At 55.3% G+C, this 26,176-nt stretch carries 26 protein-coding genes and 1 riboswitch; of the genes, 7 read left to right on the top strand and 19 right to left on the bottom strand.

Annotated elements, in window-relative coordinates; translation table 11 throughout:
* Positions 1-104: 104 nt before the first annotated feature.
* Positions 105-740, top strand: coding sequence for a trimeric intracellular cation channel family protein (locus tag FZF01_RS04475; protein WP_150276952.1), 636 nt, complete (start codon positions 105-107; stop codon positions 738-740).
* A 1-nt stretch (position 741) separates the two neighbouring features.
* On the opposite strand, the gene FZF01_RS04470 is transcribed toward FZF01_RS04475, so the two are convergent.
* Positions 742-1,206: a copper chaperone PCu(A)C gene (locus FZF01_RS04470; protein WP_396253945.1), complete on the bottom strand. Its 465-nt coding sequence runs from the start codon at positions 1,204-1,206 to the stop codon at positions 742-744.
* A 211-nt stretch (positions 1,207-1,417) separates the two neighbouring features.
* On the opposite strand from FZF01_RS04470, the gene FZF01_RS04465 reads away from it, so the two are divergent.
* A complete protein-coding gene (locus FZF01_RS04465) occupies positions 1,418-1,843 on the top strand; it encodes a PilZ domain-containing protein (RefSeq protein ID WP_150276950.1) in 426 nt (141 codons plus the stop codon).
* A 22-nt stretch (positions 1,844-1,865) separates the two neighbouring features.
* Here FZF01_RS04465 and FZF01_RS04460 read toward each other — a convergent pair whose 3' ends face one another.
* From FZF01_RS04460 to FZF01_RS04445, 4 genes are all read right to left on the bottom strand, one after another.
* A complete protein-coding gene (locus FZF01_RS04460) occupies positions 1,866-2,987 on the bottom strand; it encodes a DUF1513 domain-containing protein (protein WP_223825387.1) in 1,122 nt (373 codons plus the stop codon).
* 5 nt (positions 2,988-2,992) lie between these two features.
* Positions 2,993-4,036, bottom strand: coding sequence for an imelysin family protein (locus FZF01_RS04455; protein ID WP_188434436.1), 1,044 nt, complete (start codon positions 4,034-4,036; stop codon positions 2,993-2,995).
* A gap of 23 nt (positions 4,037-4,059) precedes the next feature.
* Positions 4,060-5,490, bottom strand: coding sequence for a di-heme oxidoreductase family protein (locus tag FZF01_RS04450; RefSeq protein WP_150276948.1), 1,431 nt, complete (start codon positions 5,488-5,490; stop codon positions 4,060-4,062).
* Between the two features lie 94 nt (positions 5,491-5,584).
* Positions 5,585-6,973 (bottom strand): imelysin family protein, encoded by a 1,389-nt coding sequence (locus tag FZF01_RS04445; RefSeq protein ID WP_150276947.1) that lies wholly within the window; start codon positions 6,971-6,973, stop codon positions 5,585-5,587.
* A 289-nt stretch (positions 6,974-7,262) separates the two neighbouring features.
* Here FZF01_RS04445 and FZF01_RS04440 point away from each other — a divergent pair, with 289 nt between their 5' ends.
* Positions 7,263-7,478, top strand: coding sequence for a dodecin (locus FZF01_RS04440; protein ID WP_150276946.1), 216 nt, complete (start codon positions 7,263-7,265; stop codon positions 7,476-7,478).
* A gap of 82 nt (positions 7,479-7,560) precedes the next feature.
* Here the strand turns inward: FZF01_RS04440 and mltF are convergent, their stop codons facing one another.
* Complete coding sequence (gene mltF, locus FZF01_RS04435) at positions 7,561-8,922, bottom strand: membrane-bound lytic murein transglycosylase MltF (RefSeq protein WP_150276945.1); 1,362 nt, start codon at positions 8,920-8,922, stop codon at positions 7,561-7,563.
* Positions 8,923-9,096: 174 nt separating this feature from the next.
* On the opposite strand from mltF, the gene FZF01_RS04430 reads away from it, so the two are divergent.
* Positions 9,097-9,969 (top strand): D-hexose-6-phosphate mutarotase, encoded by an 873-nt coding sequence (locus FZF01_RS04430; RefSeq protein ID WP_150276944.1) that lies wholly within the window; start codon positions 9,097-9,099, stop codon positions 9,967-9,969.
* A 15-nt stretch (positions 9,970-9,984) separates the two neighbouring features.
* Here the strand turns inward: FZF01_RS04430 and FZF01_RS04425 are convergent, their stop codons facing one another.
* From FZF01_RS04425 to FZF01_RS04370, 12 genes are all read right to left on the bottom strand, one after another.
* Positions 9,985-11,361 (bottom strand): SLC5/6 family protein, encoded by a 1,377-nt coding sequence (locus FZF01_RS04425; protein WP_150276943.1) that lies wholly within the window; start codon positions 11,359-11,361, stop codon positions 9,985-9,987.
* A riboswitch (TPP riboswitch) is annotated at positions 11,351-11,477 on the bottom strand. It overlaps the preceding gene by 11 nt.
* Before the next feature lie 68 nt (positions 11,478-11,545).
* Entirely contained in the window at positions 11,546-12,520 is a 975-nt protein-coding gene (locus FZF01_RS04420) for a 3-hydroxyacyl-CoA dehydrogenase (RefSeq protein ID WP_150276942.1), read from the bottom strand.
* A 15-nt stretch (positions 12,521-12,535) separates the two neighbouring features.
* Positions 12,536-14,026 carry a flavin-containing monooxygenase gene (locus tag FZF01_RS04415; protein ID WP_150276941.1) on the bottom strand — a complete coding sequence of 497 codons (1,491 nt, stop codon included), beginning with the start codon at positions 14,024-14,026 and terminating at the stop codon, positions 12,536-12,538.
* Between the two features lie 167 nt (positions 14,027-14,193).
* Entirely contained in the window at positions 14,194-14,604 is a 411-nt protein-coding gene (locus FZF01_RS04410) for a hypothetical protein (RefSeq protein ID WP_150276940.1), read from the bottom strand.
* Between the two features lie 257 nt (positions 14,605-14,861).
* On the bottom strand, positions 14,862-15,599 hold the full coding sequence (locus tag FZF01_RS04405; protein ID WP_150276939.1) for an SDR family oxidoreductase: 738 nt from the start codon (positions 15,597-15,599) through the stop codon (positions 14,862-14,864).
* Between the two features lie 76 nt (positions 15,600-15,675).
* Positions 15,676-16,278 carry an SDR family oxidoreductase gene (locus tag FZF01_RS04400; RefSeq protein WP_223825386.1) on the bottom strand — a complete coding sequence of 201 codons (603 nt, stop codon included), beginning with the start codon at positions 16,276-16,278 and terminating at the stop codon, positions 15,676-15,678.
* A gap of 55 nt (positions 16,279-16,333) precedes the next feature.
* The gene (locus tag FZF01_RS04395; RefSeq protein WP_150276938.1) at positions 16,334-17,710 is read right to left on the bottom strand and encodes an NAD-dependent succinate-semialdehyde dehydrogenase; all 1,377 of its coding nucleotides are present in this window, start codon (positions 17,708-17,710) and stop codon (positions 16,334-16,336) included.
* Between the two features lie 147 nt (positions 17,711-17,857).
* The gene (locus FZF01_RS04390; protein WP_150276937.1) at positions 17,858-18,208 is read right to left on the bottom strand and encodes a DUF3147 family protein; all 351 of its coding nucleotides are present in this window, start codon (positions 18,206-18,208) and stop codon (positions 17,858-17,860) included.
* Positions 18,209-18,234: 26 nt separating this feature from the next.
* A complete protein-coding gene (locus FZF01_RS04385) occupies positions 18,235-19,563 on the bottom strand; it encodes an APC family permease (RefSeq protein ID WP_150276936.1) in 1,329 nt (442 codons plus the stop codon).
* A 28-nt stretch (positions 19,564-19,591) separates the two neighbouring features.
* A complete protein-coding gene (locus FZF01_RS04380) occupies positions 19,592-20,341 on the bottom strand; it encodes a copper resistance protein B (protein WP_150276935.1) in 750 nt (249 codons plus the stop codon).
* A complete protein-coding gene (locus FZF01_RS04375) occupies positions 20,338-22,116 on the bottom strand; it encodes a copper resistance system multicopper oxidase (protein WP_150276934.1) in 1,779 nt (592 codons plus the stop codon). Before FZF01_RS04375 ends, FZF01_RS04380 begins: the two co-directional genes overlap by 4 nt.
* A 54-nt stretch (positions 22,117-22,170) precedes the next feature.
* Complete coding sequence (locus FZF01_RS04370; RefSeq protein WP_150276933.1) at positions 22,171-22,704, bottom strand: cupredoxin domain-containing protein; 534 nt, start codon at positions 22,702-22,704, stop codon at positions 22,171-22,173.
* A gap of 149 nt (positions 22,705-22,853) precedes the next feature.
* Here FZF01_RS04370 and FZF01_RS04365 point away from each other — a divergent pair, with 149 nt between their 5' ends.
* From FZF01_RS04365 to wrbA, 3 genes are all read left to right on the top strand, one after another.
* Complete coding sequence (locus FZF01_RS04365; RefSeq protein ID WP_150276932.1) at positions 22,854-23,519, top strand: response regulator transcription factor; 666 nt, start codon at positions 22,854-22,856, stop codon at positions 23,517-23,519.
* Positions 23,506-24,840, top strand: a complete 1,335-nt coding sequence (locus FZF01_RS04360; RefSeq protein ID WP_150276931.1) for an ATP-binding protein — start codon at positions 23,506-23,508, stop codon at positions 24,838-24,840. Before FZF01_RS04365 ends, FZF01_RS04360 begins: the two co-directional genes overlap by 14 nt.
* A 132-nt stretch (positions 24,841-24,972) precedes the next feature.
* Complete coding sequence (wrbA, locus tag FZF01_RS04355) at positions 24,973-25,572, top strand: NAD(P)H:quinone oxidoreductase (RefSeq protein WP_150276930.1); 600 nt, start codon at positions 24,973-24,975, stop codon at positions 25,570-25,572.
* 64 nt (positions 25,573-25,636) lie between these two features.
* Here wrbA and tpx read toward each other — a convergent pair whose 3' ends face one another.
* Positions 25,637-26,137, bottom strand: coding sequence for a thiol peroxidase (gene tpx / locus FZF01_RS04350; protein WP_150276929.1), 501 nt, complete (start codon positions 26,135-26,137; stop codon positions 25,637-25,639).
* Positions 26,138-26,176: the final 39 nt, after the last annotated feature.

Here is a 26,176-nt window from a genome sequence, read left to right as displayed (position 1 = left end):
GTTTGATGCCACTCTGGGTATCCATCCCACAGCCGCTGAAGAATTCGTGACGATGCGGGTCCCTACGCGTGTAGATCCCGACTGAGCCGACAGGAGCTGTGGGCATGAGCTGGTTTTACGCGTTTGATCTTTTTGGTGTCGCCGTGTTTGCCATCTCTGGCGCATTGATGGCTGGACGCAAGTCCATGGACCTGTTCGGGGTGCTGGTAATTGCGCTTATCACCTCACTGGGAGGGGGAACCCTGAGAGATACGATTCTGGACAACCATCCGGTTGTCTGGATTCGTGACGATCTCTATATTCTGGTTGCGGTTCTGGGGGCACTTGGCACCATTGCCTGGGTTCGCTTGACAAGACCAATCCATGAAACCGGCCTGCTGGTCGCGGATGCGTTCGGATTGGCGATTTTCACCGTGATCGGTACGCAGGTGGCGTTGGCACAATCGGTACCAGTCAGTGCCGCCGTCATCATGGGCGTGATGACCGGCGTGGCCGGTGGCGTAATACGCGACATCATCTGCAACGAGATCCCGCTGATTTTTCAGCGAGAGATCTATGCAACAGCCTGCATCGTCGGGTCGTTGGTGTATATCGGTCTATACCGACTGGATACACCAGCCGACCTGGATGTGGCAATTGCAGTAGCTACGGTGCTGGTCATCCGGCTCGCAGCAATCCGCTGGCATCTGGGGTTGCCACGTTTTCATCTACTGGATCGCAAGCCCGCTGAAAAAGACTGATTCAGTGGTGCTGATGCTCGCTCCGCTCTATATCAGCCGAGTGAGTGTCGTGCGCCGTGGTGCTGGGCGGCTTCTCTTCAATCATTACCTGCACCTCGATACTACCGCCATCTGTGAAGACCAGGGTCATTGGAAAACGCTCGCCCGCTTCGAGCGGTTGCTTCAGGCCGAACATCATGAGGTGGTAGCCACCGGGTTTGAAGACAACCTCAGCACCTGGCGGAATAGCTAGCTGATCAACCCTCTGCATTTTCATCAGCCCATCCACATGAACGTGCTCGTGTACCTCGACCTTTTCTGCAATCGGCGAATGGGCATCGACCAGGATTTCCTGATTGTTGCCGCGGTTTTCAATGACCATATAGGCGGCGCCGGAAGGCACGACCGGGGGAAGGGGGCGCGCCCAAGGGTGGGCTATGTGGAGGTCCCCAACCTGGTAGTCATGGGCCAGAGCAGGCCCTACCATTAGTAGGGCACAAAAAAGACTGGAAAGTGTTTTGTGTAACATGCACTGTTTCTCTAAAGGTTGATTGATCGAGAGTAACCTGGCCAGCCAGCCGTCGCTACAACGACATCGCAAATTACTCAAAGATACGAATATGTCATTGTGCCATTACTTGGGCGGTGTCAGAATTATGGCGAGATTTGCGGAGTAGTTAACGTTAATTCTTTGGCGCATGGCTGTTAGCCAGCATCAGTTTCCAGCAGACTGTATGGGTCAGGCACCGCGGGCAAAAACATGGACTATTACCTTGACCATTGAGTCAAATATGTACGAAAAACGAAAACTGGAACGAAAAACAGTGAGCACAAGTCTCGAGGTGTACGATCTGGATACGGGTAACCACCTGGGCAGGGTTGTAGATCTGCATGCCGAAGGACTTATGCTGCTGAGCGATCGGCCTATTGATCTCTACAAGCACTATGCGCTGCAGGTGAGCCTGCCAATGACGCTCAACGGCTTGACCGAGTTCTTTCTTGATGCCGAAAGCCTCTGGAACCGGGAAAGCCTCGCCGGGGGGCAGTACTGGACCGGCTTGCACTTCACCCAGTTGCCAGAGGCTTCCCGTACCTGTATCGAAAAAATGGTTGCCAGCCGCTAGTTTTATCCAGGCAGTATTGATGTCAGGTGCGAGTTGACGTTAGATGATTGTCCCATCGCTGATCACTGGCCTCGATCCGCGTCACACGACTTGCCCGATTGAGATAGATGCCGCCCATGCCTGAGGTAAACACGAAGGTGCTGCGCCGGTCGGCAATAGCACCGGCAACGTCGTCGATCTCTACCGTTTCCAGGGTCTCACAGGTCATATAATCCAGCAGCAAAGCGCGATTGCCACGCGGCGCAGTCACCGCCACGATATGGCTCGCAGGATCAATGGCCACGCTGGCAATGTAATTGCGTAATTTGCTCTGCTGCTCTGCAGGCAGTTTGATCTCGGAAAACTCGCTATTGGCACAATCCAGCCGCCCAATCAGCGGTGGTGTTTCCCATGCCTGGCCTTCAAATTGATACCCGGCGATAACAATCCCTTCCTTACTCACATCCAGATGGCGAAGGCTGAGCTGGTGGTGGGATGGCTCGTGTCGTTGGGAAATATGACCACTGTCGCGATTGATCAGCAATAGCGCGGGCTGCATGTCGGCCAGATTGAGCTTGATGCGATCGTAGTCGGGATGCGTCCTGATGCCACCCAGGGCAACCACCAGAGTCTGGCCGTCCGGATGCAGACGAATCTCGTGCGGGCCAATCCCGTCGACGTCCAGGTCGCCCAGCAACTGGTAGGCGTGTTGCGCGTCGTACACCAGAATCTTTCCGCCACCGCTGGGGTAATGATTGGCGGTAGCGTACAGCAGGTTACCGTCCGGACTGAAAACGCCATGCCCATAAAAGTGATGATCTTTTTCTGCCTCGATCTGCCGAACAATGGTACCTGCCTGAAAGTCAATTACCTGAAAATGGCGGCCGGGCCTGCGACTGAACATGACGACTTCGTTGGCAAGTGGCCGTCTGCAACCGCCATGCCCACGCTCCGGCACGGGCAGGCGAAAGCCAATCACGCCGTCCTCATAGAAACCGGCAATGAAATGCCCTCCGTCTGCATCATCCAGGGCACTGAGATACAGTGGGCCGGGCCGGGCAGAAGAGCTCTGCGTCGCTGACCTTGCGGCCCCCATCACAGAGAAAGCGGCCATGGCACCCACACTGGCCAGACCCGCGCGCAGCAAAGCTCTACGGTTGATCACGGGTATCAGTCTCCGTCGCTCGAGTTGAAGCCCTTTATGATGCCCAGTTCGCTGGCAATACTGCCGTTAAGCAACGTCGTCAGGCGATCAACATCAATATAGAGCAGCTGCAACTGACGATAACCGTCGTCACTTTCAAGTAAAGGCGTGAGGGCTGCAGGCATGTTTTCCAGACGTGCCAAGGTGGCACTCAATTGCTTGCGAAATTGTTCCGCAAGCGGTGTGAGCTTGCGTTCCTCCAACAGGATAACCAGCCCGGGTAAAAAATAGGTCTGCAGGCCAGCAAGCGTTGCGTGCATGGTGGCCAGTGATTCACCACTGCGCCAGGCGTCGGCAATATACGGATTGCGCCGGGTCGTGCTGCCTAGCCCCATGGGCGCCGCAAGGCGCTTGTCGCGCAGGATTTCCAGGCTGTGCATGGCGGCCAAAACGGTGGTGTGAACATACTCTGGCCGGCTTAGGAAATGCAGCTCGAAACTTGTCCAGCCAGCTTGCAGCCGCATGGCGTTGGTGTGGATCTGTGCGCTTACCGTCTGCAGAAAGTCACAGGCGCGTTTGGCGGGTAGTGCGTGACCGGCGTTGACGACACGTGGGTCGAATAATACATATTCCAGGGCGGGAAACCCTTTGGCTGCGACACTGTCGCTGGCAATTGATGCCGCATCAATGAGCTGCTCACCTTGCAGCCACTGGTCTGTCTTGCGGGCGATCAGGTTCTTGGAATCCGGCCAGAACTGCAATTGCCAGGCAATGTTGTCTTGCTCGATTGGACCGAAGTCGACAAACCGAATCCGCTGCCAATCCAAAAAGGCGCTCAACCACGCATCGCGAATCGTCGTTACTTGATGATTGTCCGGTGCCTGGCAATAGGCCCGGGCGCGCTCTTGCAGCGCTTCGCTGCTAATGACAAACGCCTCGTAGCCTGTATTCAGGTCCGCGTGCCATTGGGGTTTGGCGTGTTGCTGGGCAATGGCCAGCTGGCTGAGAGAAATGGCAAACAACCCGCACAGATACACCAGCAGTTTTCTCGAGCGGTGAAACAAACGCATGTCGATACTCCATAAAGTGATGTTCATAGGGACTCGAGAAAGCGAATAAGAGCAGAGCGATCTTTAACCGTCATCGACCGATAGCGATCAGCCGACGCCTGAGCTTCACCACCATGCCAGAGGATCGCCTGTTCCAGCGTTTCTGCACGGCCATCATGCAGGAAGCCCGCCCGCGGGTTGATCTCCTGGGCAAGACCTAAACCCCACAATGGCGGTGTACGCCATTCATTGCCATTGGCTAGAAATTCATCACGGCCATCTGCCAGACCTGAGCCCATGTCGTGCAACAACAGGTCGGTATAAGGCCATATGGTCTGATGACTCAAATCAGGCCGGCCGGCTGCCTCGCCAGTGACATGCCGTGGGGTGTGGCAGGCAGCGCAGTCGCTCTGATTAAACAGCTTGGCTCCAGCCATAACTTGTGGGTCGTCCATGTTACGGCGGGCCGGCACCGCAAGGCTGCTGGCGTAGAAATCGATAAACCCAGCCACTTCATCGCTGACCTCGGGTTCGCCTCCATGGGGGGCGGCATCGCAGCCCTGGCTGGGCGTGCAATCGGTTCCCGGAACCAGTGCGGAAGTCAGGCCCATATCACCCGCAAAAGCACCCATACTCTGCTGCATGACCGTTGGTTCACTGGCTTTCCAGCCAAAACGGCCAAGTACAGTGGTTTTTTCAGCCTTGTCCCACACGCGGTTGGCCCGGCCCGAGATACCATCGTTATCGGTATCATCCGGGTCGGCCGCAGCTAGAATCAGCTCCTCTGGAATATTCGCCAGCAGACCCAGGCCGATCATGGGCGGGGCCACCCGCGGGGACGTCAACAAATCGGCAGGCAGTGGTCCGTACTGTGGGTTTTCTATTCGATAATGCGGCACGCGCATTGTCACCTTGGTGCCATCGCCCAGTAACTCCTCACGCTGGGTCCAGTTGATTACCAACTCGGCTTCTGGCTTGAAACCCGGAATAGCGGCGGTCTGTAACTGGCTACCGTAAACCGGATGCGGGACAAAGCCGTGCTGCTCAAGGATCTCGACATCTTTTTCTGGATCGGCTGGCATCGCCAGGCGCAAGAACAGGGAGATGCTTGCTTCATCGGTCAGGGGAGGGTGACCACGGCCATCCTTGATATGGCAACCCTGACAGGAGTTGGTATTGAACAGCGCGCCCAGACCGTCTCGGGCTGCTGTGCTGGAGGGTGCAATAACCCAGGGATTACGGAAGAAACTGTTGCCCACACTGAAATCAAGTCGCTTGGTCATGGACAGATTGCCCTGGGGCAGCGAGAAAGCATTGTGATCGGATTGCTCAACCGTTCCTTCTCCGCCCGTTTGGGGGGTCTCCTGGAGCGGATAACTGTGAGCCTCTGTGCCAGCGGCCAGAAGGGCAATAAGCAGAGTTACGCATGCTAGTCGTGGTGCAACTGCACCCGACGAGTGAAAAAGTGAGTTCATGAATGCAGGTCTATGTAGTCACTGAAAGAATAAAAGCCCGGCGCGATACGCCAGGCTTTCAATTGTTACCGCTGTTTCCGAACTGTCCGGCGAATCAGAAAGAATGCCCGGCGTCGTCCGGCTCCAGCGAATCCAGGCCCAGCTCGTTGGCGATCTGCTCGATGGTACCGGTCTGTTCAACCAGAGCAGCGATAGCCTTGTTGACGATCTTTGCGCCTTGCTCATTACCAGGTGCAATCATCATGTCGAATGACATGGGCTCGTCGCTCGCTTCGGCAGCGTCCTTCATCTGCTGCAGAGCTGCCATGGTCTGCTCGAGGTCGCCGCGCAGTTTCTGATCAAGCTCCGGATTACGGTCTGCCATCAGATCGGAGAGGGCAGGGCCAGACATTTCTTCGCCATCGGTGGTGGTGTAGGTGCCCAGGTAAACATTCTGCACGCCCTTGGCATTATAGAAATGCGAGTTGTGGGTGTTGTCACTGAAGCAGTCATGCTCGTCTTCATAGGAGTTGGCTTCCAATGCAACTTTCATGCGCTCGCCAGCCAGCTCGCCCAGGGAGAGGGATCCCATCCCGAACAGCATTTTCTGGAAGACTTCCTGTGGTTGCAGGGCAAGCAGTTCTTGCCGGTAGTTGCCGCCTTCACCTGGCGCCCACTGGCCAACCATCCACTCAAGGTCGTTGACCAACAGATCGGTGACCGCATCAAGATATTCGCCGCGGCGGTCACAGTTGCCATTGGTGCACTCCTCGCCCTTGGCATAATCAGTAACCGGACGGCTGCCAGCACCATGTTCAAAGCCGTTCAGATCCTGGCCCCAAAGCAGAAATTCAACTGCATGATAACCGGTGGCAACATTGGCCTCGGAACCGCCAGCTTCATTCAGGTTAGCCAGGATTTCCGGGGTGAGGGTGCTGACGTCAACCGTTTCGCCTCCCACGTTGATTTCCTGGTTGGCAATAATGTTGGCGGTAGCACCTTCGTTACCCATCTCGTATTGGTAATCATCGGCGGCGACATAGTCAATCATGCCTTCATCCAGTGGCCAGGCGTTCATCTGGCCCTCCCAGTCATCGACAACGGCGTTGCCGAAACGAAAGACTTCGGATTGCTGATAGGCCACTCGGGCTTGCAGCCAGGCCTGCTTGGCTGCTGCCAGATTCTCTTCAGTGGGTTCCGCAATCAGAGCATCAGTGGCTTCGTTGAGGGTCCGTGCGGTTTTCAGCGCATCCTGATAATTGGCGTGCGCCATATCAGCATAGTGCGCTGCAACCGCCTGGTGATCGACACTGGCGGAAGCTGTTTCGTTTTCATCAGACGGGAACACTTCCGCGCCCGGCTCGGCATCAGCCATAGTCTCTACTGCCGGCGAATCACTGGCCTGTGCAGCGGGAGCATAGTCATCATCGTTGTTGCATGCGGTCAGGATGAAGGTCGCGGAGACTGCAAGCGCCAAAGCCTTGAGTGGAAAATGAACTGCCATGAATTAGAACTCCCTGTACCCGTTTGGGTCATAATGAGATTGATTTGTGTTTCCGATTATATGCCGGAAATGTGATTTTGCAATGCCAGTCCGTGTAAAAGGTGGCTGCAACACTCGTGGGACCGCTGTTCTATAAGAGTGTTCGCATCAAGCAGTCCTCAGCCCCGACCCACTGGTTTTCGTCCTTCGTGGCAACATGGTGCATTAACCCGCGCGTGGTGTGTTCTGAACTAACCCGAATATCTTTTGCCATACTCAGTGAACATGCACAGCAAGCAAGGAGTACTACATGTCCAACCATCACGTTTACAAGAAAGTCGAAATTGTTGGCTCTTCTACCACCAGCATCGAAGAAGCCATCGAGCACGCGATCGCCGAGACAAGTAAATCGGTGAAAAATGTAGAATGGTTTGAAGTTCAGGAAACCCGAGGCCACGTGACTAATGGGAAGGTTGCGCACTATCAGGTGGTTCTCAAGGTTGGCTTTCGCGTAGAAAGCACCTGATCAAGGCAAATTAAAAAACCCGCTGACTAACGGCCTGTGCTCGTTAGTCAGCGGGTTTTTTACGTTATAGCTGAAGAGTGAATTACTGGAATGCGCTACTGATAACGTCGCGATAATTTCGCACGCGCTGTACAAGGTGAACCGGTTCATAGCCGCGAGCGTAACCGTAACGCAGGCTTGGGTAGTAGCGTTTGTCAGCAAGCAGGGGGAGCACCTCACGCATATCGGACCAGGAGTCAGGATTTTTGCCTAGCTCCCGGGCCAGCTTCCGAGCGTCAAGTAAATGACCACGACCTACGTTGTAAGCGGCGAGCGCCATGAAATAACGATCCGGGTCGGGTATTTCTTCGGATAACAATTCGTATCGCCCGGCCAGATAGCGCGCGCCTCCGTCAATGCTCTGAATCGGATCCAGCCGGTTGGTCACGCCCAAGGATCTGGCTGTATTCTGCGTCAGCATCATGAGTCCTCGGACTCCTGTAGGGCTACGCGCATGGGGGTCCCAGTGGGACTCCTGGTAGGCGAGAGCTGCCAGCAGGTCAGCCGGGATTCCCGTGTCCTGCTCAGCTTTCACAAAATGGTCGATATACTGTGGCAATCGATTTTCCATCCGCATGACCAGCGTGTTGAGGTCAACGAAATCGAATTCGGAAATGTAGGCGTAGTAGCGGGTGTTTACCGCGGAAATAGCTGCCAAACCAGCTTCGCTGCTCATCCAGCTTGCTGCTATTGCTGCGAGGCTGTCGCTACCCGGCGCGAGATACCAACCAATCTGTTGTTCAGGTGACAGATCCATGACTACAGCCAATTCCGGCATGGACCGACGATTGATGTCCACAATATTGGAATCAGCCACGGTGCAGTCGAGCTCTCCTTCAAATACCGCAGCAAGAAGCTGTTCTGTCCCCCGGGTTTCCGTTTGCCTGAAGCTGACATTCGGCCTTGCGCTGATAAATTGCTCAAGGGTTTCCACATAACTGGAGTCAGCGGCTACCTCTATATCAATTCCCTCGAGCTTGGCGGCATCCGTGGGCAACAGAATGATTTCCCGGTGGCAAACCAGTTGTTCGCGCACATTGTGGTGCATCGGACCTGCGGTAAGGCGCTCATCCCGCGAAGCCAACTTGGTAAGCCCGGCAGCACCCAAGTGCGATCGGCCTTCTTCCAACTGCCGAAGTACCGCAGCGGTGGAGAACTGCACATCCCACTCGACTTCCCAACCCTGCGCAGCGGCGAAGCGATTTACAAGGTCATATTCCGGGCCGACGGGCTGTTCGAAGCGATCAGTGTAATAGGTGGTAGAACCGTTGCGGGTTGAAACCTTCAATACACCGGTTTCATCGGGGGATAACAGTTTAGCCGCTGAGTTCTCAGTACTGTCGCAGGCGGTAAGTATCAACGACAGCGTCAGCAGAGTGCCTGTCAGGCGGGCCTTGTCGAGCATGCAGTTCTCCAGCATTGCGGGCTGACGCCATATTTCAATGCCAACCTCGAAGGTGCAGTCACCCACCGCAGTCGGCGACACTATTCAAACAGATTAGTTCACTCACAAAACGCTGTAAAATCAGCATTGTTACCTTATGCTCAGTTTCAAATAAGCTATTAAGGACTGAAGATCATGCCAAGCCGGCAGGAAACACAGCAACTCGCCGCAGGTGTGACGCGTCTGCGCAACAGCAACGGTCGCGAGTTCATAGAGGTTGCACACCCGCGGGTTTCAGCCAGAATAGCGCTGGAAGGAGGGCACTTGGTCAGCTGCTTGCCAGCCGGGCAAAAACCGCTGCTTTGGTTAAGCCCGCAGGAGCCGGAGGTACCGGGTAAGCCCCTGAGAGGGGGAGTTCCCCTGTGTTGGCCCTGGTTTGGCAACGAGCGCTCCGGCCCTGCACATGGCATTGCTCGCACGGGGCTCTGGGAGTTGGAATCAGTCGTGGTCACGGATGAAGCAGTACAGATAAATCTCGAGCTTCCGCAGTCTGAAATGGCCATTCATATACCCGACGAACACTGGAAACTGGGGGTTCAGTTCATACTGGCAAGCGACTTGCAGGTGACACTGACCTCAACCAATACGGGCAGCAAAGCACAAATCCTCGGGCAGGCTTTACACGCCTACCTGCCTGTTTCAGATATCACACAGGTCGAGATAAAGGGTCTGGACCAGGCCAGCTATCTGGATCAATTGACCGGCAAAGAGGAAGTACAGCTGGGGCCGGTTCGCTTCTCGCAGGAGGTAGACCGGATCTACCATGGGGCCATTGGCGCCGTGCAGCTTGAGGACGCTGGCGAGACCATCACCGTCGCAGGTTCGGGAAGCGGCTCGACAGTCATCTGGAACCCCTGGGTGAAAAAGTCTCGGCGTCTTGGTCATTTTCCAGAGGACGGCTACCGGGAGATGCTGTGCATCGAAACAGCTAACGCAGGGCACGACAGGCGTGTTCTGGATCCTGGTGAGACCCACAGTCTGAGTACGAGAATCAGTCACCACGTTTGAGGGACGCCTGCCGCCTCACTTTCGTGAGGCGGGCATGATCAGTGCCACCGCAATACTGACCAGACTGGACGCGAGCAGGGCGCCCAGAAAAGGTGCCAGTGTCGGAATCGCACCCGGAAAACTGGCAGCCAGCAGGCCCGATGAAAAGGACCCACCCGTAACCCATCCTGGCAGTACGGCGCCCAACAGCCCGGCCAGGCAACCGGCTATGGCAGCTACCGCTCCCATGCGTTTCCACAACCCCATCAATACCGGTACCACCGCCGTGGCGCAGAGCAGATCAGCGATCAGAAACAGTCGCAGCACCGAGATTCCCTGCAAGGCGATGAGCACTACCGGAACCATAAGTAAAACGGTGATCCAGCGCGCACTGGTCAGCGAAAGCCCTTTCTTTTCCGTAACCGCCAGCGAGGCAATCGCGTTCTGCAGGGTATCCACTGAAGAAGCAACCAGGGTAAGTGCCAGTACCAGCGCGGGTATGGTCAACCACGCAGACGCATCCATCAGCAATGCGAAAAATGGAATCGGAGGGCTACCCAGATCGGTGCCACTCATTGCTGCAGCAATACCCAGCCCACCTACAATCGCCACTACAATGACCGTTATTAGGCCGCCGAGAAGAGCGCCCCGACCCAGTGATGCACCATCACGGGCAGACCAGACCCGTTGCCAGTAGCCCTGATGAAAGAGATTTGCAGCCGTGACGGCGATGATCAGCGTCAACGCGACGCCCAAGGCACTGCCCACCGGAATGCCTGGCAGCTGCATTGAGGATGAGTCCATATCGGGTAGACGCTGCAACGCAACAGCACCTACGACTACAAGCAGTGCCAATAATAGCCAAGCTTGCCAGCGGTCCGTCATCAAGCTCGCCCGCAAACCACCGCCGGCAGTGTAGATAAGCGTGGCTACAGCTACTCCCAGAATGACCAATGCGGGATTCACATCGGACAACATGGCGGTAATTGCGCCAATGGCAGTGAGTTCGGCAATCAGGAAGCACAACATGTAGAGCAACGAGATCATTGCCACCCAGCGACGTACCAAAGCGCCATAACACGCCTGGGCAAACTCGCCGATGCTGCTGCCCTGCGGTAGATAACGGCGAATAGCCGGTCCGCAGAATGCAAATACAATAAAGGGCAGGGCAGCACCAATAGCGTAACCAGCCAGTGCCACAGGCCCCACCAGAGCCCCCACTTCCGGCGGCGCAAAGAGAATCCAGCCGCCCATACCCGAGGCCAGAAACGACAGCCCAAGTGCCTGGGCGCCCTGGCTGTTGCGAGCGGTCAGGAAATCATCGAGTTCAGCATGGCTGCGTCGGGCACGCAGGCCCAGCCAGACGAATAACAGAAGCGCCGCGCCCAGCACGGCGAGGGTCAGGTAAGGCATGTCGCACTTCCTCCGCCGGTATTATCCGGATCAGGTTCCAGGGTTTGGGCGGGCTGCAGACAGCCCACTGATTCTCAGCCTGTGCGGATGACGGACAGGCTCCCCTGGCGACTAAAATGTGGGATTAAGATGAAGCGCGCCAATACTGCCACAGAAAGTGGCAGCAGACGACAGTTTGGCGTGCTCAGCTCGCAGCAGCGAGGCTTTGCGGCTTAACCAAGGCGACCAGTTCTTCCAAGGCATCCATATCCGGAACTGCAAGAAAGTCTGAAGCCTGATAAGCCGGATTCGGATAACGATAATAGCCTTCCCCGGTCTGCAGACCCAGTTTTCCCTTGTCTACAAAATGCTGTTTGATATAGACGGCATCGGCCAGCAATTGGGCATCCTGTTTCTCGTTACCCCAATAATTCATCACGTCGTAGCAGGTTTTCATGCCGATAATATCCATGATGCCGCAAGGCCCCACAGCACATCCGCGATTGGCAATCAGATAGGTCCGGTCGATGTATTCAGGGGTGGATACGCCATTGGTGATTAGCGACTGAGTGGCGCTCAATAAAGGCACCAGCCAGGTATTGAGTACATAGCCGTTCTGCTCTTTTTGAATCGGGATGGGCACCATGCCAATTTCAATGGCAAACCGGGTTACTGCCCGTAGCGTGTCTTCGGCGGTGCCGGCATGGGCCATCACCTCTGCCAGGTTCATGCTCCAGATCATGTTGGCAAAATGCAGCGCGCAGTATTTTTCCGGCCGACCGGTAGCGCTCGCAAACTGGGCAGGTAGCAATGTTGATGAGTTGGTCGCTACCAGGGTGTGTGCCGGCAATAATGCTGCCATCTCCTGATAGACCGCAGTTTTTACTTCCGGGATTTCCGGTACTGCTTCTATAACAAGATCGGCGTTGATAACGACATCGGCGAGAATGCAGCTGTAGCTGAGACGAGCCTGGGTCTCACTGATCATGGACTGACTCGCACCCAGTTCAGCCTGGTAGATAGCGGCATACTGCTGATGAGCAAGCTGGCAACGCTGCAGGGACTCTTCAAACAGATCGTATACAACGACCTGCTTGCCCTTGAATGCACTGTGCCAGGCAATCTGGCCACCCAATACGCCTGCACCTAGAACAGTCAGATTATTCAATGCTTGTGTCATAGGGATCTCCGGAGGTCAAGCAGCCTGGTCGGCCGCCTGTTTGGTAGTGGCGGACGGATCGAAGGTCAAAATACCGTCCTCGAGCGACTCCTTGAGTAACAGCACCGAATCGAGCTCGTAATTGTTCAGAATCCGCCAGGGCAGGGCGCGGCCCTGGCGTGGCAGAATACCGTTGGCCCTTTGTACATATCCGGACTGCAGAGACCCCATGATGGAGTCTTTTTCAGCGTGGCCATGCTTGTCCACAGGGACCGCAACCTGTTTACCTGTTTCATCCATGTGCTTGAGCAGTCGGCAGATGTACAGTGATGCCATATCCGCCTTGAGGGTCCAGGGTGCATTGGTGTAGCCCAGAATCCAGGCCATATTCGGCACGTTCTGCATCATCACCGCCTTGTAGGTCATCTGCTCATTGAGCGGGCAGGGCTCGCCATCCAGGCTCAGTTGCATACCGCCCAACATCTGCATCTGCAGGCCTGTAGCGGTAATAATGATATCCGCTTGCAGTTCTTGCCCCGATTTCAGCCGGATGCCTTTCTCGGTGAAGGTATCAATGTGATCGGTGACGACCGAGGCCTTGCCCTTGTTGATGGCTTCGAACAGATCCGCGTCGGGTACCGCACAGAGCCGCTCATCCCAGGGGTTATAGCTGGGTGTGAAGTGCTTCATATTGCCCTGGTCATCCAGCTTCTTGCTGACGCCATTGAGCAGTACCTTGCGGGTTTTCTCCGGCCAGCGTTTGGCCGCCTTGTATATCCAGCGCTGCATCACGATGTTGCGTTTGCGGGCCATGTTGTAGACCCATTTCTGCGGTAGGACCTTACCCAGAATCTCGGAAATTCTGTCATGACCCGGAACGGAGAACACATAGGAAGGGGAGCGCTGCAGCATGGTTACGTGCCCGGCGGTATCAGCCATGGCGGGTACCAAAGTAACAGCCGTTGCACCACTGCCGATCACCACAACCTTTTTACCGGCGTAATCCAGATCAGTAGGCCAATGCTGGGGATGGATGCAGGTGCCTTTGAAGTTTTGCACACCGGGAAACTCGGGTAGATAGCCCGACTCGTAGTTGTAGTAACCAGTGCAGCCAACCAGGAAATTGCAGGTGTAGACTTTCTGTATTCCGGTCGCAACGTCAGTGGTACTAACAGTCCAACGCTTATCTTCACTGGACCAGTCAGCGCTTTCAGTAGCCGTATTGAAGCGGATCTTGTCAGTTATCCGGAATTCTTCAGCTGTTTCGCGAATGTACTCACGGATCGAGTCGCCACCAGCCAGCACCTGAAGCTCGTTCCAGGGACGGAATTTGTAGCCGAAGGTGAACATATCCGAATCCGAACGAATGCCGGGATAGCGAAACAGGTCCCAGGTGCCGCCGATGGCAGCGCGCTTTTCGAGCACAACAAAACGTTTATCGGGGCAAGTGTGGGTGAGGTGGCAGGCCATGCCGATACCGGACAGACCCGCGCCAACGATGATTACATCGAGATGTTCAGCAGCCATATTATTGTTCTCTTGGAGTGAGCTTTCTGCACATTCCTAGACTGCCTGTTTAAAGGCGTGCTGCGACTGGCATATGTTGCCAATTAGTGATCAATTACTGCCATTTGATGTATTGGTCGAATATACAGCTGGGAGGCTGCTCAGGCAGCCCAGAACAGAGGTTGCAATCAGGGAGCATCTGATTCCATCTTGTTGCGCATATTCCCTTGTCCCTGGCCGGTGCCCTGACCCATACCCGGTCCTTGCCCCTTGCCAGCTCCTTGACCCATGCCTTGGCCCATACCAGTTCCTTGTCCCATGCCTTGGCCCATGCCGCCTCTTGCAGGAGGCGTATCCGGAAGGGTGATGCCCCGTTCACGGGCTCGTTCACGCATGAGTTCATGATGCTCAGTGCGGATACGTTCACGGTCCTGTTGAGTAGGGGCGTCACGCATAAGACCCCGGTGCTCGATGCGCTCCTGATCAGTCATGATCTGCGAACCATAGATAGGCTCGTTGCTGTCCCCAGTTGATTGGGCCAATGCTGCGCCGGAGAGCAACACAGTGCCAAAAGCGAGTGCTAACGTCAGCTTCTTCATTTACGCGTCCTCATAAGTACAACCGCGGGCGAGACTTATCCCGTAATGCCATCGGCGAAAGCGGGATGAGTCCGAATAAATCTGTCCTGACGTCTGTTATACAAACCTGCTGACGATCTGTTCATGACGCAAATCAAATAACACGCTATTTAACATAATATAGATTATACGTAGTACTCGATTGTTCAGTGACGGCGTTTGGTTATGGCGAATGCCTGTACCTTCCGGATCGGACATTCACCCTATCAGGCCGTAGGTTACAGCGGTTGCTTGCTGGGCCGGATTATCAGTTCGTTGATGTCCACATCGGCTGGTTGCTCGATAGCGAAGGCAATGGCGCGGGCAATCGCGTCGGCGTCTATGGCCATATCGTAAAGCTCGTCTACATTCTTGGCTGTCTCCGAGTCGCTGATGGTGCTGGTCAACTCGGTCGCTACCGCGCCCGGGGATATATTGGTTGACCGAATTTCCCCTTCACCTTCCTGACGGATGCCTTCTGATATGGCCTTGACCGCATATTTGGTCGCGGAATAAACCGCCGAGGATGGAAATACTTTGTGCCCGGCTACCGATGACAGATTGATGATGTGTCCGGCGTGCTGCTCACGCATGGTTGGCAGCACCGCAGCGATGCCGTAGAGAACACCCCGGATGTTAACGTCGATCATTTTGTCCCACTCGTCGACCTTGAGCTTGTCCAGCGGCGACAAGGGCATCAGGCCCGCATTGTTGATCAGCACGTCGATCCGTCCATAGGCATCCTTGGTGGCCTGAGCCAATGACTCCATCTGCTCGCGTTCGGTAACGTCAGTCACCTTGTAAATAGCATCGCCACCCTGTTCGACGATAGCGTCGCGAAGGGCCACTAGGCGATCTTCGCGGCGCGCAGCCAGCATTACCTTGGCACCACTTTTGGCCAGACGGTGGGCTGTAGCTTCACCAAGTCCGCTGCTTGCGCCGGTTATGATGACGACCTTGCCATTGATTTCTGACATGGATTCTTCTCCTCTGGATATGGATTATTCATTCGAAATGAAGCTGAAAGCCGCGCGATACGCGGCTGCAGGGCGCTCAGGCGGACTGCATATTCTGCGCGGTACCGTCATAACGACCGGTAGTGGCTGCCTCGGCCAGCACATGGGCCACGTCCGCACGGGACGCCTTTGCCGACTTGTCGACGCCCTCGCCCAATATCACCTTGCTGCTTCGTCCCTCATTGGTTAATGCCACCGGGCGCAGGATCGCGTAGGTCAAACCGGAGTTCTTGAGATGCTCGTCCGCTGCATGCTTGGCGTTCAAATACGGGGCTATCTTGCCTGAAGGATTAGCCTGATCCGCGCCAACCGAGCTGAGCATAACGAAGCGTTTCACACCTGATTCACGGGCCAGATCGATCAGGCGTTTGGCCCCATCCCGATCGACTTTCTCGGTCATTTCAGGACCGGTTGCCGAACCAGAACCGGCGGCAAAGATCACCGCCTCCATGCCTTCGCATACTCCGGATTTCAGGTCTGTCAGATCGCCGCGGCGCACGTCTACACCCTTGGGGAGCGCACTGGTATCAGAGCCTTCACGCACAAGTGCCGTCGGCTTATGGCCCTGGTCAACCAGGTTCTGAACAACCTGGTGGCCCGTTTTACCGGTTGCACCGGCGACAAGAATAGTCATGCTCATAAGGTGAGCCTCCATGGGGAATTGAATAAAGTGAAATCTCGACTTGCCGGTGTACTCAAGGCAGGAAAATCGCCTTTACGTTGACGAATTCCTTCATGCCGAAGCCCCCGTGTTCGCGCCCATATCCAGAATCCTTGACCCCGCCAAAGGGCATATTCGGATCAGCAGCGCCAAAGGAGTTGATGCGGATCATGCCCGTATCAAAGTGATTGCGGGCCAGCTTGATTGCACGCTCCTCATCCTTGCAGAAAATCCCGCCGCCCAGACCGTAGCGGCTGTCATTAGCCAGGCGCATGGCGTCTTCATCATCCTTGGCGCGAATGATGGCTGCGACGGGGCCGAAGATTTCGTCATCGTAGGCCGGCATTCCAGGTGTGACATTCGTCAGCACGGTGGCAGGATAATAGGCACCCTTGCGCTCTGGCACCTCTCCACCACATAGAATCTTTGCACCCTTGGCGACGCTGATCTCCACCTGCTCTTTAACCGTATCAAACTGGTCTTGACTTGAAAGCGGGCCCAGTTGGGTGTCCTTGCTCGTGGGGTCGCCCATGGTGATAGCTTTCATCTGCGCCACGAACGCTTCAACAAAGGCGTCATGGGCCTTGTCTGTCACGATAAACCGCTTGGCGGAAACACAGGTCTCACCGTTGTTGTAAAGCCGCCCCATCACCGAATATTTCACCGCGGTTTCAATATCGGCATCCTCAAGGACGAGATAAGCGTCATTTGATCCGAGCTCAAGTACGGTTTTCTTCAACGACTTGGCTGCCAACGCCCCGACGTGTCGCCCTGCCCCATCGCTCCCGGTCAGCGTAACGCCACGAACCTTGGGGTGAGCTATCAGCTTGTCGCTGGTGTCATGGTTAATCACGACGACCTGGAACAGGTTTTCTGGCAGACCGGCTTCAATGCAAATCTCACGCAGACGCAAGCCAGAACCGGTGCAGATGCTGGCGTGCTTGAGCACACAACCATTACCTGCCATAAGGTTAGCTGCCAACACCCTAACCACCTGATAGGCGGGAAAGTTCCAGGGCTGAATCGAATAGATCACGCCAATGGGTTGATAGGTGACGATGCCGCGCTTGCCATTGAGGCCCTGTTCACGTTCCTCATCGGCCAACAACTCGGGGCCGTGTTGCGCACTGTAATCAAACAGGGCTGCACAGAGCTCTACCTCTACTCGGCCGTCCTTGAGAAGCTTGCCCGTTTCACTGGTCATCAATGCAGCCAGTTCATCGGTATTGTCGCGCAGTTTTTGCGCAATCTTCTTGAGATAGGGTGCCCGGTCCTGGGGCGTCAGTTCGCGCCATTCCAGGAAGGCTGCGTGACAGGCCTCCAAACGGTCTGTCGCTTCCTTTTCGGACATGACAGCGTAGCTCTGGAGTTCTTCTTCAGTTGCGGGATTGATGGTGGTGATAGTCGACATGGTCGCTCCTTCCGGATCTGATAGGTGGGTGCAAGGCAAAGGTTCGCCCTTCCCTGTCTGCCACAATGGACTGACAGCCCTTACCTATAGTTCCTGGACCATTAAGTCAGGAAATGTCCGTTCCGGTTGAGAACCTGCAGTCAGGAGCTACCACAACACAACGCCAAATCGTCGCATGATGACGGCCAGCGCAGCAAAACAGACAATGGTGATAACTGCGCTAGCACCGAGCGACAACCAGAAACCAAGGCGTGGATGCAAAAACGGAAAAACCAGAAACATCGGCAGAGTAGGCAATACGTACCAGAACGTATACCAGGCGTGCTTGCTGATCTTTTCCGCTGGTTGTTGCTCCACATACAGCCAGATCATCGCCAGTACCGTAATCAAGGGTAATGCGGCGATCAACGCTCCTAGCTTGTCACTGCGTTTGGCCACTTCAGAAATCAGCACTATCAGTGCAGCGGTGATTGCGTATTTGGTGATTATCCAGATCATGCAATTATTTCCCTTGCTGAGTGCGTTCAGTGATGCTCTTGGTGCGAAGGTCCAGATTTTTTTAGAAAGATCAGCTCTACAATGGCGATCAGGGTCATGCCGCCAACAGCCACGCCGATTACAAAAGGGTCAGTGTTCAGCTTGACCCAGACAAAACCGCCCAGCGCGAGCAGATCGAGCACAATGGCAACAGCCGGAACCCAGGTCACCGCCTTCAGATCGTCGCGCAAGTAGCGAATAACACCCCAGTGAATGGCTATGTCCATGATCAGGTAGAACACGATACCCAGGGCTGCAATTCTTGAAAGATCGAAGAATGCTGTCAGGAGTAATCCGAGCACCACGGTGTAGACCAGCGTGTGTTTCTGAATGCTGCCCGGCATCCCGAAGTGACTGTGAGGTACCAGCTTCATTTCAGTCAGCATTGCCAACATGCGTGACACGGCAAATATACTCGCCACAATACCGCCAGCCGTCGCCAACATCGCAATCGCCACGGTAAACCAGACTGCATATTCGCCCAGCGCCGGTCGTGCGGCGGCCGCCAGGGAATAGTCCTGGGTCTCGATAATTTCTGACAGGGACAAGTTACTGGAAACGGCGAAGCCGACCAGCGCATAGATGACCACGCAGACCAATATGGAAATCACAATGGCACGGCCAACATTGCGGCGAGGATTCTTTATCTCCGATCCGCTGTTGGTGATCGTGGTGAAACCCTTGAATGCAAGGATGCCCAGTGCAGTGGCACCGAGAAAATTGCCCATCGTTCCGGCGTCTCCAGGGCTGGAGAAATCGACGCTGATGCTATCTGCGACCCAGACTCCGACGATACCGAAAATCAGAATCCCACCAATTTTGAAGACCCCGATGATGGAAGCAACGCCCTGAATAAAACGGTTGCTCAGCAGGTTAACCACAAAGGCCGCCAGAATAAGCGCGACCCCCAGAACAGGTACCATGCGCCCACTCTCGTCGCCGCCGAACAGCTGCATGGTGTAAGAGCCGAATGTTCTGGCCAGAAAGCTCTGGGCTATCACCATCGAGAAATACATCAACAGGGCATTAAAGGCGGTAGGCAAGCTGTTGCCGTAAGCCTTGTGCAGATACATCCCGATACCGCCGGCATCCGGCCATTTGTTGGAAATCTTGATGTACGAATAGGCACTGAAGCTGACAATCACTGCGGCTGCAAGGAATGCCAGAGGGAACAAGGCTCCGCTCATTTCTGCCATCTGACCGGTAAGCGCAAAAATACCCGCACCAATCATGACCCCGGTGCCGAGCATGACGGTGCCGGCCAAACTCAGACTGCCCTCTTTGTAATGTGTGCTTCTATCCTGCCCCTTGCTCATGAATACCCCTCATGATTCTGGAAAAAGATTAAAAGACCAGTCTGGCTCCAATGACTGCAAACCAGTCTTCGGTGCCACCGCCATCAGCCCTGGCGAAGTCGGCTGTATCACCAAACTTCTTCTCATGAACTATGCCCACATAGGGAGAAATAGCGCGGTCGACCAGGTCGTAACTGAGTCTCAGGCCTGTCTCTGTAGATACCAGACCCTTGCCGACACCAATGTCGCGATCTTCACTGAAGGCCACTGTCGCATCGAATGTAGCGGCAAGAATCCAATAGTTGCTGAGTAGCAGTTCGTACTCGGCATCAATTTCAGCTGAAGTGTTGCCTTTATTGCTGTAATAAAAGCTGGCATCGACTTCCACCCATTGCGGCGCAAGGCCAGTGATGCCCAGCACCGCATAGGTGCGATCCGGAACCTCGGGCGTATCAAAACGCACACCCGCCTTGGCATCAAAAAACGTGGAAATCGGAACCTGCGCCACAAACTGATTTTCCAGCCCCTCGTAGGACTGCTCTTCAATGGCGTACTCACCCGAGGTCAGCCAGCGAAACTTGAGCTCGTCTGTTCCGTAGAAAACATCTGCATTCCATACACCAAGCTCTTCGCCGTCATCACTGTAACGATACTCCAGCTCTTCGACTTGGACGCCCCATACCTTGAGAGGATCCTTACGCTGTGTGGTGTCGACCATGTGCGCCTGAGCCGCAACGGCACCAGACAGAAGCATCAACACCACCACATTGGCAGGTTTCCGGATTCGGATAAGACTCATGCATCACCCCCTGCGTCAGCTTCGTTTGAAGTTTCAATCGGCGCAGAATCAGGCGCACCCTCGACAATCACCTTGCGGAACATCCCCGCCGCCGCGTGGTAAGACAGGTGGCAATGGAAAGCCCAGTGCCCCGGCGCATCCACTTCGGTTTCCATGTAGACGGTGGTGCCTGGCTGAACGTTGATAGTGTGTTTGATCGGATCCCACTCCCCTGCCCCGACGTCAAGAATCGACCACATGCCATGCAGGTGCATCGGATGAGTCATCATGGTTTCATTGACAAACTTGAAGCGCACCCGCTCACCGTATTGCAGGCGGATAGGGTCTGCGTCTTCATACTTGACGCCATTGATGCTCCATATGTATCGCTCCATATTGCCCGTCAGCCGCAGTTCAATTTCACGCGTGGGCTCCCGGTCTGCATACAGCGGCTTTTGCGCTCGCAGATCCGAATAGGACAGGAACTTGCCGCCGTTCGCCGCTACAGGCGTAATACCGCTACCGTCGGCATAGAAGGCATCGCTGGGAGCGTCCGCTGCGCCCATGGCCGAATGGCCCATACCTGCCATGCTGGAGTGATCCATACCTGCCATGTTCGAGTGGTCCATACCCTCCATTCCATCCATGGTGGAATGATCCATTGCCGGCATATCATCCTGAGAGCCCATGCTCCCACTACCCATTGAGCCGTGGTCCATAGAGCCATGATCCATGGAACCATGATCCATACCCGGCATTCCGCCCATATCAGCCATGGTCAGACGTGCCGGCTCGCGCATCTCGGGAATCGGTGCCTGCATACCCTTCTCTGGTGCCAGCGTCGCCCGAGCAAAACCCGAGCGGCCCATCGACTCGGCGAAGATGGTGTAGGCCTGGGCGTCCTTCGGATGAACGATGACGTCATAGGTCTCGGCAACGCCAATGCGGAACTCATCGACCGTAACCGGCCGGACGTTGTTACCGTCTGCCTGCACCACGGTCATTTCCATACCGGGAATGCGCACATCAAAGTAGGTCATGGCCGATGAGTTGATGAACCGCAGACGAATACGTTCACCGGGCTCGAACAGACCGGTCCAGTTCTGTTCCGGGCCCAAGCCGTTGATCATGCCTGTAAAGCCCTGCACGTCTTCTACATCCGCCTTCATCATCCGCATATCACCCCAGTCCATGCGATCGCGGACGGTACTCATCAATCCTTTCTCTGCAACATCAGAGAAAAACTCGGGCACCGTTTGCTGCTGACGGTTGTAATAGTCCGGCATCATTTTCAGGTTACGCATGATGCGATCACCCGAGTGTGGATGTTTGTCGGTTAGTTGAACCACATACTCACGATCGTAGCGGAAGGGTTCACGCCCTTCGGGCTCAATGACGATGGCCCCAAATGCACCGTCAGGCTCCTGGAAGCCCGAGTGGCTGTGATACCAATAGGTGCCGGCCTGTGTGATCGGAAACTCGTATGTGAAAGTTTCTCCCGGACGTATTCCGGGAAAGCTGAAGCCGGGCACGCCGTCCTGGGTGAAAGGCAGAATGAGTCCGTGCCAGTGTATGGAAGTCATTTCCGCCAGATTGTTGGTCACCTTTATCCTGACGTTCTCTCCTTCCTTGAAGCGCAGGATCGGACCTGGCGAAGCACCGTTGTAGCCTATGCCCTCCTTGACGAAATCCCCGGTATCGATCTGGACCCGGTCCACGATCAGATTGTATTCGCCGGCCAGTACCGACACAGGCGCCAACAAACTGAAAAAACCCAGCAGCAGGGCTCGCTTCATGGTTTTGCTCCAGACATTACTGATTGAATTGATGGGCTCGGTGAGAAAACGGGATCAGTCAAATACCACCTCGCCATACATGCCTGCCTGGTAATGGCCCGGGACATTGCAGGCAAATTCGATAGTGCCGCTTTCGGCAAATGTCCAGACCAGCTCCTGGCTCTTACCCGGCTCAAGCAGCACACTATTGGGATCATCGTGCTTCATGGAGTGGCCATTACCCATATCCATCTCCATCATGTCGTGGTGGATGGTGCCGCCGTCGATCACGCCATGGTTGACCATCATCATCATTTCTTCCTGATGGGCCTCATGGGTGGCTGCCGTTCCGATATTGAACTCGTGAACCAGGCTGCCCTTGTTCTCGACCACAAACCGCACGGTTTCACCCGGCTTCACCGCGATCGACTCGGGCTCGTAGTAGTTGTCGTGCATCTGTACGGTGATAGTCCGGTCAGCATCCGAGGCTTTGCCCACTTCCCCGATATTGACTCCCTCGCCGTGGGCACCATGGTGACCACCCGCGGCAAAAACAAAACTCGAGACCGATAAAGCTACCGCTGCAACTACAAATCTGGCTGGATTCATGACACCTTCCTCTCATTGGTCTGAATGAGTGCACCATCACCCATCAACCTGAATCCTTTCTGAAAATGGTGAATTAATTGCAGTTCAGTCTGGTTTCAGGTTGATGGGAGACACTGTCAACCTCCATCAATCCCGCGAGGAAGCCGCCCGTGCGACTACTGCTCGTTGAAGATGATTTATTGCTGGCAGAAGGACTTGCCAGCCAATTGGCCAAGGCTGGCTTCAGCGTCGATACCGCTCACACAGCCAGAGAGGCCGAGCTGCTTGGCAAACAGGAAGATTACCGGGTGTGTGTGTTGGACCTGGGCCTGCCGGATGGCAGCGGTCTGGATGTGCTGCGTAACTGGCGCGCGAATCAAGCAGACTTTCCGGTCCTGATCCTGACCGCACGGAGTGACTGGCAGGACAAGGTAAATGGACTCAAGGCGGGGGCCGACGACTATCTGGCCAAGCCCTTTCAGTCCGAAGAACTGATAGCGCGGCTCAATGCCATAGTCCGGCGCAGCGAAGGCAGAGTGCGCTCATTGATTACAGCGGGTCGGTTTGAGCTTGATGAACATCGCCAGAGCCTGAAAATGGGCGACGGTATCGAGCACAGCCTGACGGGCACCGAGTTCCGCCTTCTGCGCTGCTTGATGAGCCAGCCCGGTCATGTGTTCTCCAAGGAGCAGCTGATAGAGCAGCTTTACAGCCTCAATGAAAGCCCAAGTGACAACGTCATTGAGGCCTACATCGGCAGACTGCGCAAACTTGTAGGCACAGACACCATCTCAACGCGGCGCGGTCAGGGGTACCTGTTCAATGATACTGTTTAGGGGACCAACATCGGTAAAGGGTGCCTTGCTTGCCATACTGCTGCCAGCCGGAATCGGGCTGATGGCTATCGCCTGGGTAGTGCATGGTTTTCTGCTGGACAGAATGTCACGGGACTTTATAGAACACCGGCTTATGGAGGAGGTTACCTTTCTCCAATTGCAGCTGCAGGAAGTCGATGGCGTGGTAGGTGCACTGCAAACCGGTGATTACTTTCAGGAAGTCTTCCACCATGCCTTTGCCGTGCACTCCCCTACCACCACCGTCATCTCGCCCGAAACCTGGGCACCGCTGCTCAGGCCACTGATTCAATCCGGGAAACAGGGCAGCATCCGAGTGCAGAATAAAACGGCAGATAACGCACCGGCGGACATTCTTGCCTATCGGCGGTCGTTTGAAATCCAGGGCACGCCGATTGTGGTTATCGTCTCGGAGGATATGGATGCCCTCAAATTGAGTCAGGCGGAGCTGCATGCCTGGACCGCCGTAGTCTCGGTGTTATTAGTCGGCCTGCTGGCCGGAGTGATCTGGCTTGGCATCAGCTTCTCCATGCGCCCGGCAGCAGCACTCCAAGTGGCTTTGAAGCAACTTCAAACCGGTGAGATTTCGCGAATCGATGTAAAGACGCCAGATGAGTTTCGCCCATTGGTTCAACAGCTCAACCAATTACTCGACTCTCTGGATCAGCGCCTGGAACGTTCCCGGGAGGCGCTGGCCAACCTGTCCCATAGCGTGAAAACACCCATCGCCGCGGTCAGGCAGGTTCTCGAGGACACCAACCGACCACTCGATGACTCACTACGGCAACAGATGGCTGTGCGCCTGGGTGACCTTGACAAGCAGCTCGAAGCAGAAATGCGTCGCAGTCGATTTGCCGGACCTCAGGTCGGCAAGAGCGCCTATCCCGTCAAACAGGCGCGCGATCTCTTGTGGATGCTTGGCCGTCTTTACCCGGAAAAAACCTTCGAACTATCCACGTCCCTTGCAGAGGAAAGTCGGTGGCCGGTCGAGGAACATGACCTGAACGAAATACTCGGCAATCTGCTGGATAACGCCGGCAAGTGGTCAACACGCTTTATTGAGCTTTCCCTGGAACAGACCCCCCAGATGATCTCTATCACGGTCAGCGACGATGGTAGTGGTGTAGAGAACACTGAAATGATCAGACTGGGGCAGCGTGGCTTGCGACTGGATGAGCAGACACCTGGTCACGGTCTGGGCCTGGCCATTGTTCGGGACGTGGTAGAGCGGTATTCCGGATTAGTCCGCTTTATGCCAGCGCATTCTGGTGGATTACAGGTCAGGGTAGAAATCTTCGGCTAGGCTGGCTGGTAGGGTAATGCGCGAAGTCAATACATCGACAGTACCGATTGTTTTGTGCCGTTTTTTGATTTTTAACAACCGTTAATCCGATGCATCATGGTTTGGTAAATTACTCATCTCAAGGAGCAATCAATGGCTAAAGTACTCGTTCTATACCATTCCATGTATGGTCATATCGAAACCATGGCCCAGGCCGTAGCCGAAGGCGCTCGTCGTGTAGAAGGCGTTGAAGTCACGCTGAAACATATCCCCGAAACCATGGATCAGGAAGCTTTCAAGAATGCCGGCGGAAAGACGGATCTGGCTGGTAACCAGGCGTCCCCATCAGAACTGGGCGATTACGATGCGATCATCGTTGGCACGCCCACACGTTTCGGCAATATGTCAGGTCAGATGCGGACCTTCTTCGATCAGACTGGAGGTCTCTGGGCCAAGGGCGCCTTGTTCGGCAAGGTTGCCAGCGTATTCACGTCCACCGGCACGGGCGGCGGGCAAGAGATGACTATCACATCTGTGTGGACCACCCTCGCCCATCACGGCATGACTATCGTACCCATTGGTTACGGCACACCGGAGCTGTTCGATATCTCCAAGGTCAGTGGCGGCACACCTTACGGCGCATCGACCCTGGCGGGTGGCGATGGCTCACGGCAACCGGACGAGCGCGAACTGAGTATCGCCCGTTTCCAGGGCGAACATGTGGCCAAAATTACAGCCAAACTCAATAGCTGAATCAGATAGCAAAAAGCCGGGAAGCTTTCGCTCCCCGGCTCTTTTATTCTGACCCGCGACTATATCAAGCCAGAGCACCCAGTGCTTGCTCGTAGTTCGGCTCCTGACCAATTTCGGGTACCAGTTCGCTGTACAGGACCTGATCATTCTCATCCAGCACTACTACCGCTCTGGCAGTCAGACCAGCCAGCGGGCCGTCCTCAATCGCTACACCATAGTTATGGGCAAATTCGCTACCGCGCATGGTGGACAGATTGATCACGTTATCCAGACCCTCACCACCGCAAAAGCGCGCCTGGGCGAATGGCAGGTCAGCCGAGATGCAGACGACAACGGTGTTTTCCACATCGTTGGCCTTGGCGTTGAAGGTACGCACCGAGGTAGCGCAGGTCGGTGTATCAACGCTGGGGAAAATGTTGAGGATCTTGCGCTTGCCAGCCATGCTCGACAGTTCAACATCCGACAGGTCCTTGCCCACCAGACTGAACGCCGGAGCCTTGTCACCCGCCTTGGGGAAATCACCACCAACCAGAACTGGATTACCGCGCATTGTAACGCTAGACATAAGAGCTCCTTTGTACTTGTGGAAACCATGCAGAACCTG

The sequence above is a fragment of the Halopseudomonas salina genome, assembly GCF_008641105.1.
Note: the sequence above shows the minus strand (reverse complement) of the source record. Positions and strands in the feature narration are given on the sequence as shown.

Excerpts from the sequence above, each read along its gene's own strand:
- FZF01_RS04430 (WP_150276944.1), top strand. The coding sequence starts at position 9,097 with ATGCCAAGCCGGCAGGAAACACAGCAACTCGCCGCAGGTGTGACGCGT.
- FZF01_RS04395 (WP_150276938.1), bottom strand. The coding sequence starts at position 17,710 with ATGTCGACTATCACCACCATCAATCCCGCAACTGAAGAAGAACTCCAG.
- FZF01_RS04445 (WP_150276947.1), bottom strand. The coding sequence starts at position 6,973 with ATGGCAGTTCATTTTCCACTCAAGGCTTTGGCGCTTGCAGTCTCCGCG.
- FZF01_RS04470 (WP_396253945.1), bottom strand. The coding sequence starts at position 1,206 with ATGGTAGGGCCTGCTCTGGCCCATGACTACCAGGTTGGGGACCTCCAC.
- FZF01_RS04370 (WP_150276933.1), bottom strand. The coding sequence starts at position 22,704 with ATGAATCCAGCCAGATTTGTAGTTGCAGCGGTAGCTTTATCGGTCTCG.
- FZF01_RS04405 (WP_150276939.1), bottom strand. The coding sequence starts at position 15,599 with ATGTCAGAAATCAATGGCAAGGTCGTCATCATAACCGGCGCAAGCAGC.
- FZF01_RS04400 (WP_223825386.1), bottom strand. The coding sequence starts at position 16,278 with ATGAGCATGACTATTCTTGTCGCCGGTGCAACCGGTAAAACGGGCCAC.
- FZF01_RS04455 (WP_188434436.1), bottom strand. The coding sequence starts at position 4,036 with ATGCGTTTGTTTCACCGCTCGAGAAAACTGCTGGTGTATCTGTGCGGG.
- FZF01_RS04375 (WP_150276934.1), bottom strand. The coding sequence starts at position 22,116 with ATGAAGCGAGCCCTGCTGCTGGGTTTTTTCAGTTTGTTGGCGCCTGTG.
- tpx (WP_150276929.1), bottom strand. The coding sequence starts at position 26,137 with ATGTCTAGCGTTACAATGCGCGGTAATCCAGTTCTGGTTGGTGGTGAT.
- FZF01_RS04420 (WP_150276942.1), bottom strand. The coding sequence starts at position 12,520 with ATGACACAAGCATTGAATAATCTGACTGTTCTAGGTGCAGGCGTATTG.
- FZF01_RS04440 (WP_150276946.1), top strand. The coding sequence starts at position 7,263 with ATGTCCAACCATCACGTTTACAAGAAAGTCGAAATTGTTGGCTCTTCT.
- FZF01_RS04450 (WP_150276948.1), bottom strand. The coding sequence starts at position 5,490 with ATGAACTCACTTTTTCACTCGTCGGGTGCAGTTGCACCACGACTAGCA.
- wrbA (WP_150276930.1), top strand. The coding sequence starts at position 24,973 with ATGGCTAAAGTACTCGTTCTATACCATTCCATGTATGGTCATATCGAA.
- FZF01_RS04390 (WP_150276937.1), bottom strand. The coding sequence starts at position 18,208 with ATGATCTGGATAATCACCAAATACGCAATCACCGCTGCACTGATAGTG.
- FZF01_RS04360 (WP_150276931.1), top strand. The coding sequence starts at position 23,506 with ATGATACTGTTTAGGGGACCAACATCGGTAAAGGGTGCCTTGCTTGCC.
- FZF01_RS04465 (WP_150276950.1), top strand. The coding sequence starts at position 1,418 with ATGGCTGTTAGCCAGCATCAGTTTCCAGCAGACTGTATGGGTCAGGCA.
- FZF01_RS04425 (WP_150276943.1), bottom strand. The coding sequence starts at position 11,361 with ATGCCTTACCTGACCCTCGCCGTGCTGGGCGCGGCGCTTCTGTTATTC.
- FZF01_RS04410 (WP_150276940.1), bottom strand. The coding sequence starts at position 14,604 with ATGAAGAAGCTGACGTTAGCACTCGCTTTTGGCACTGTGTTGCTCTCC.
- FZF01_RS04475 (WP_150276952.1), top strand. The coding sequence starts at position 105 with ATGAGCTGGTTTTACGCGTTTGATCTTTTTGGTGTCGCCGTGTTTGCC.
- FZF01_RS04415 (WP_150276941.1), bottom strand. The coding sequence starts at position 14,026 with ATGGCTGCTGAACATCTCGATGTAATCATCGTTGGCGCGGGTCTGTCC.
- mltF (WP_150276945.1), bottom strand. The coding sequence starts at position 8,922 with ATGCTCGACAAGGCCCGCCTGACAGGCACTCTGCTGACGCTGTCGTTG.
- FZF01_RS04380 (WP_150276935.1), bottom strand. The coding sequence starts at position 20,341 with ATGAGTCTTATCCGAATCCGGAAACCTGCCAATGTGGTGGTGTTGATG.
- FZF01_RS04385 (WP_150276936.1), bottom strand. The coding sequence starts at position 19,563 with ATGAGCAAGGGGCAGGATAGAAGCACACATTACAAAGAGGGCAGTCTG.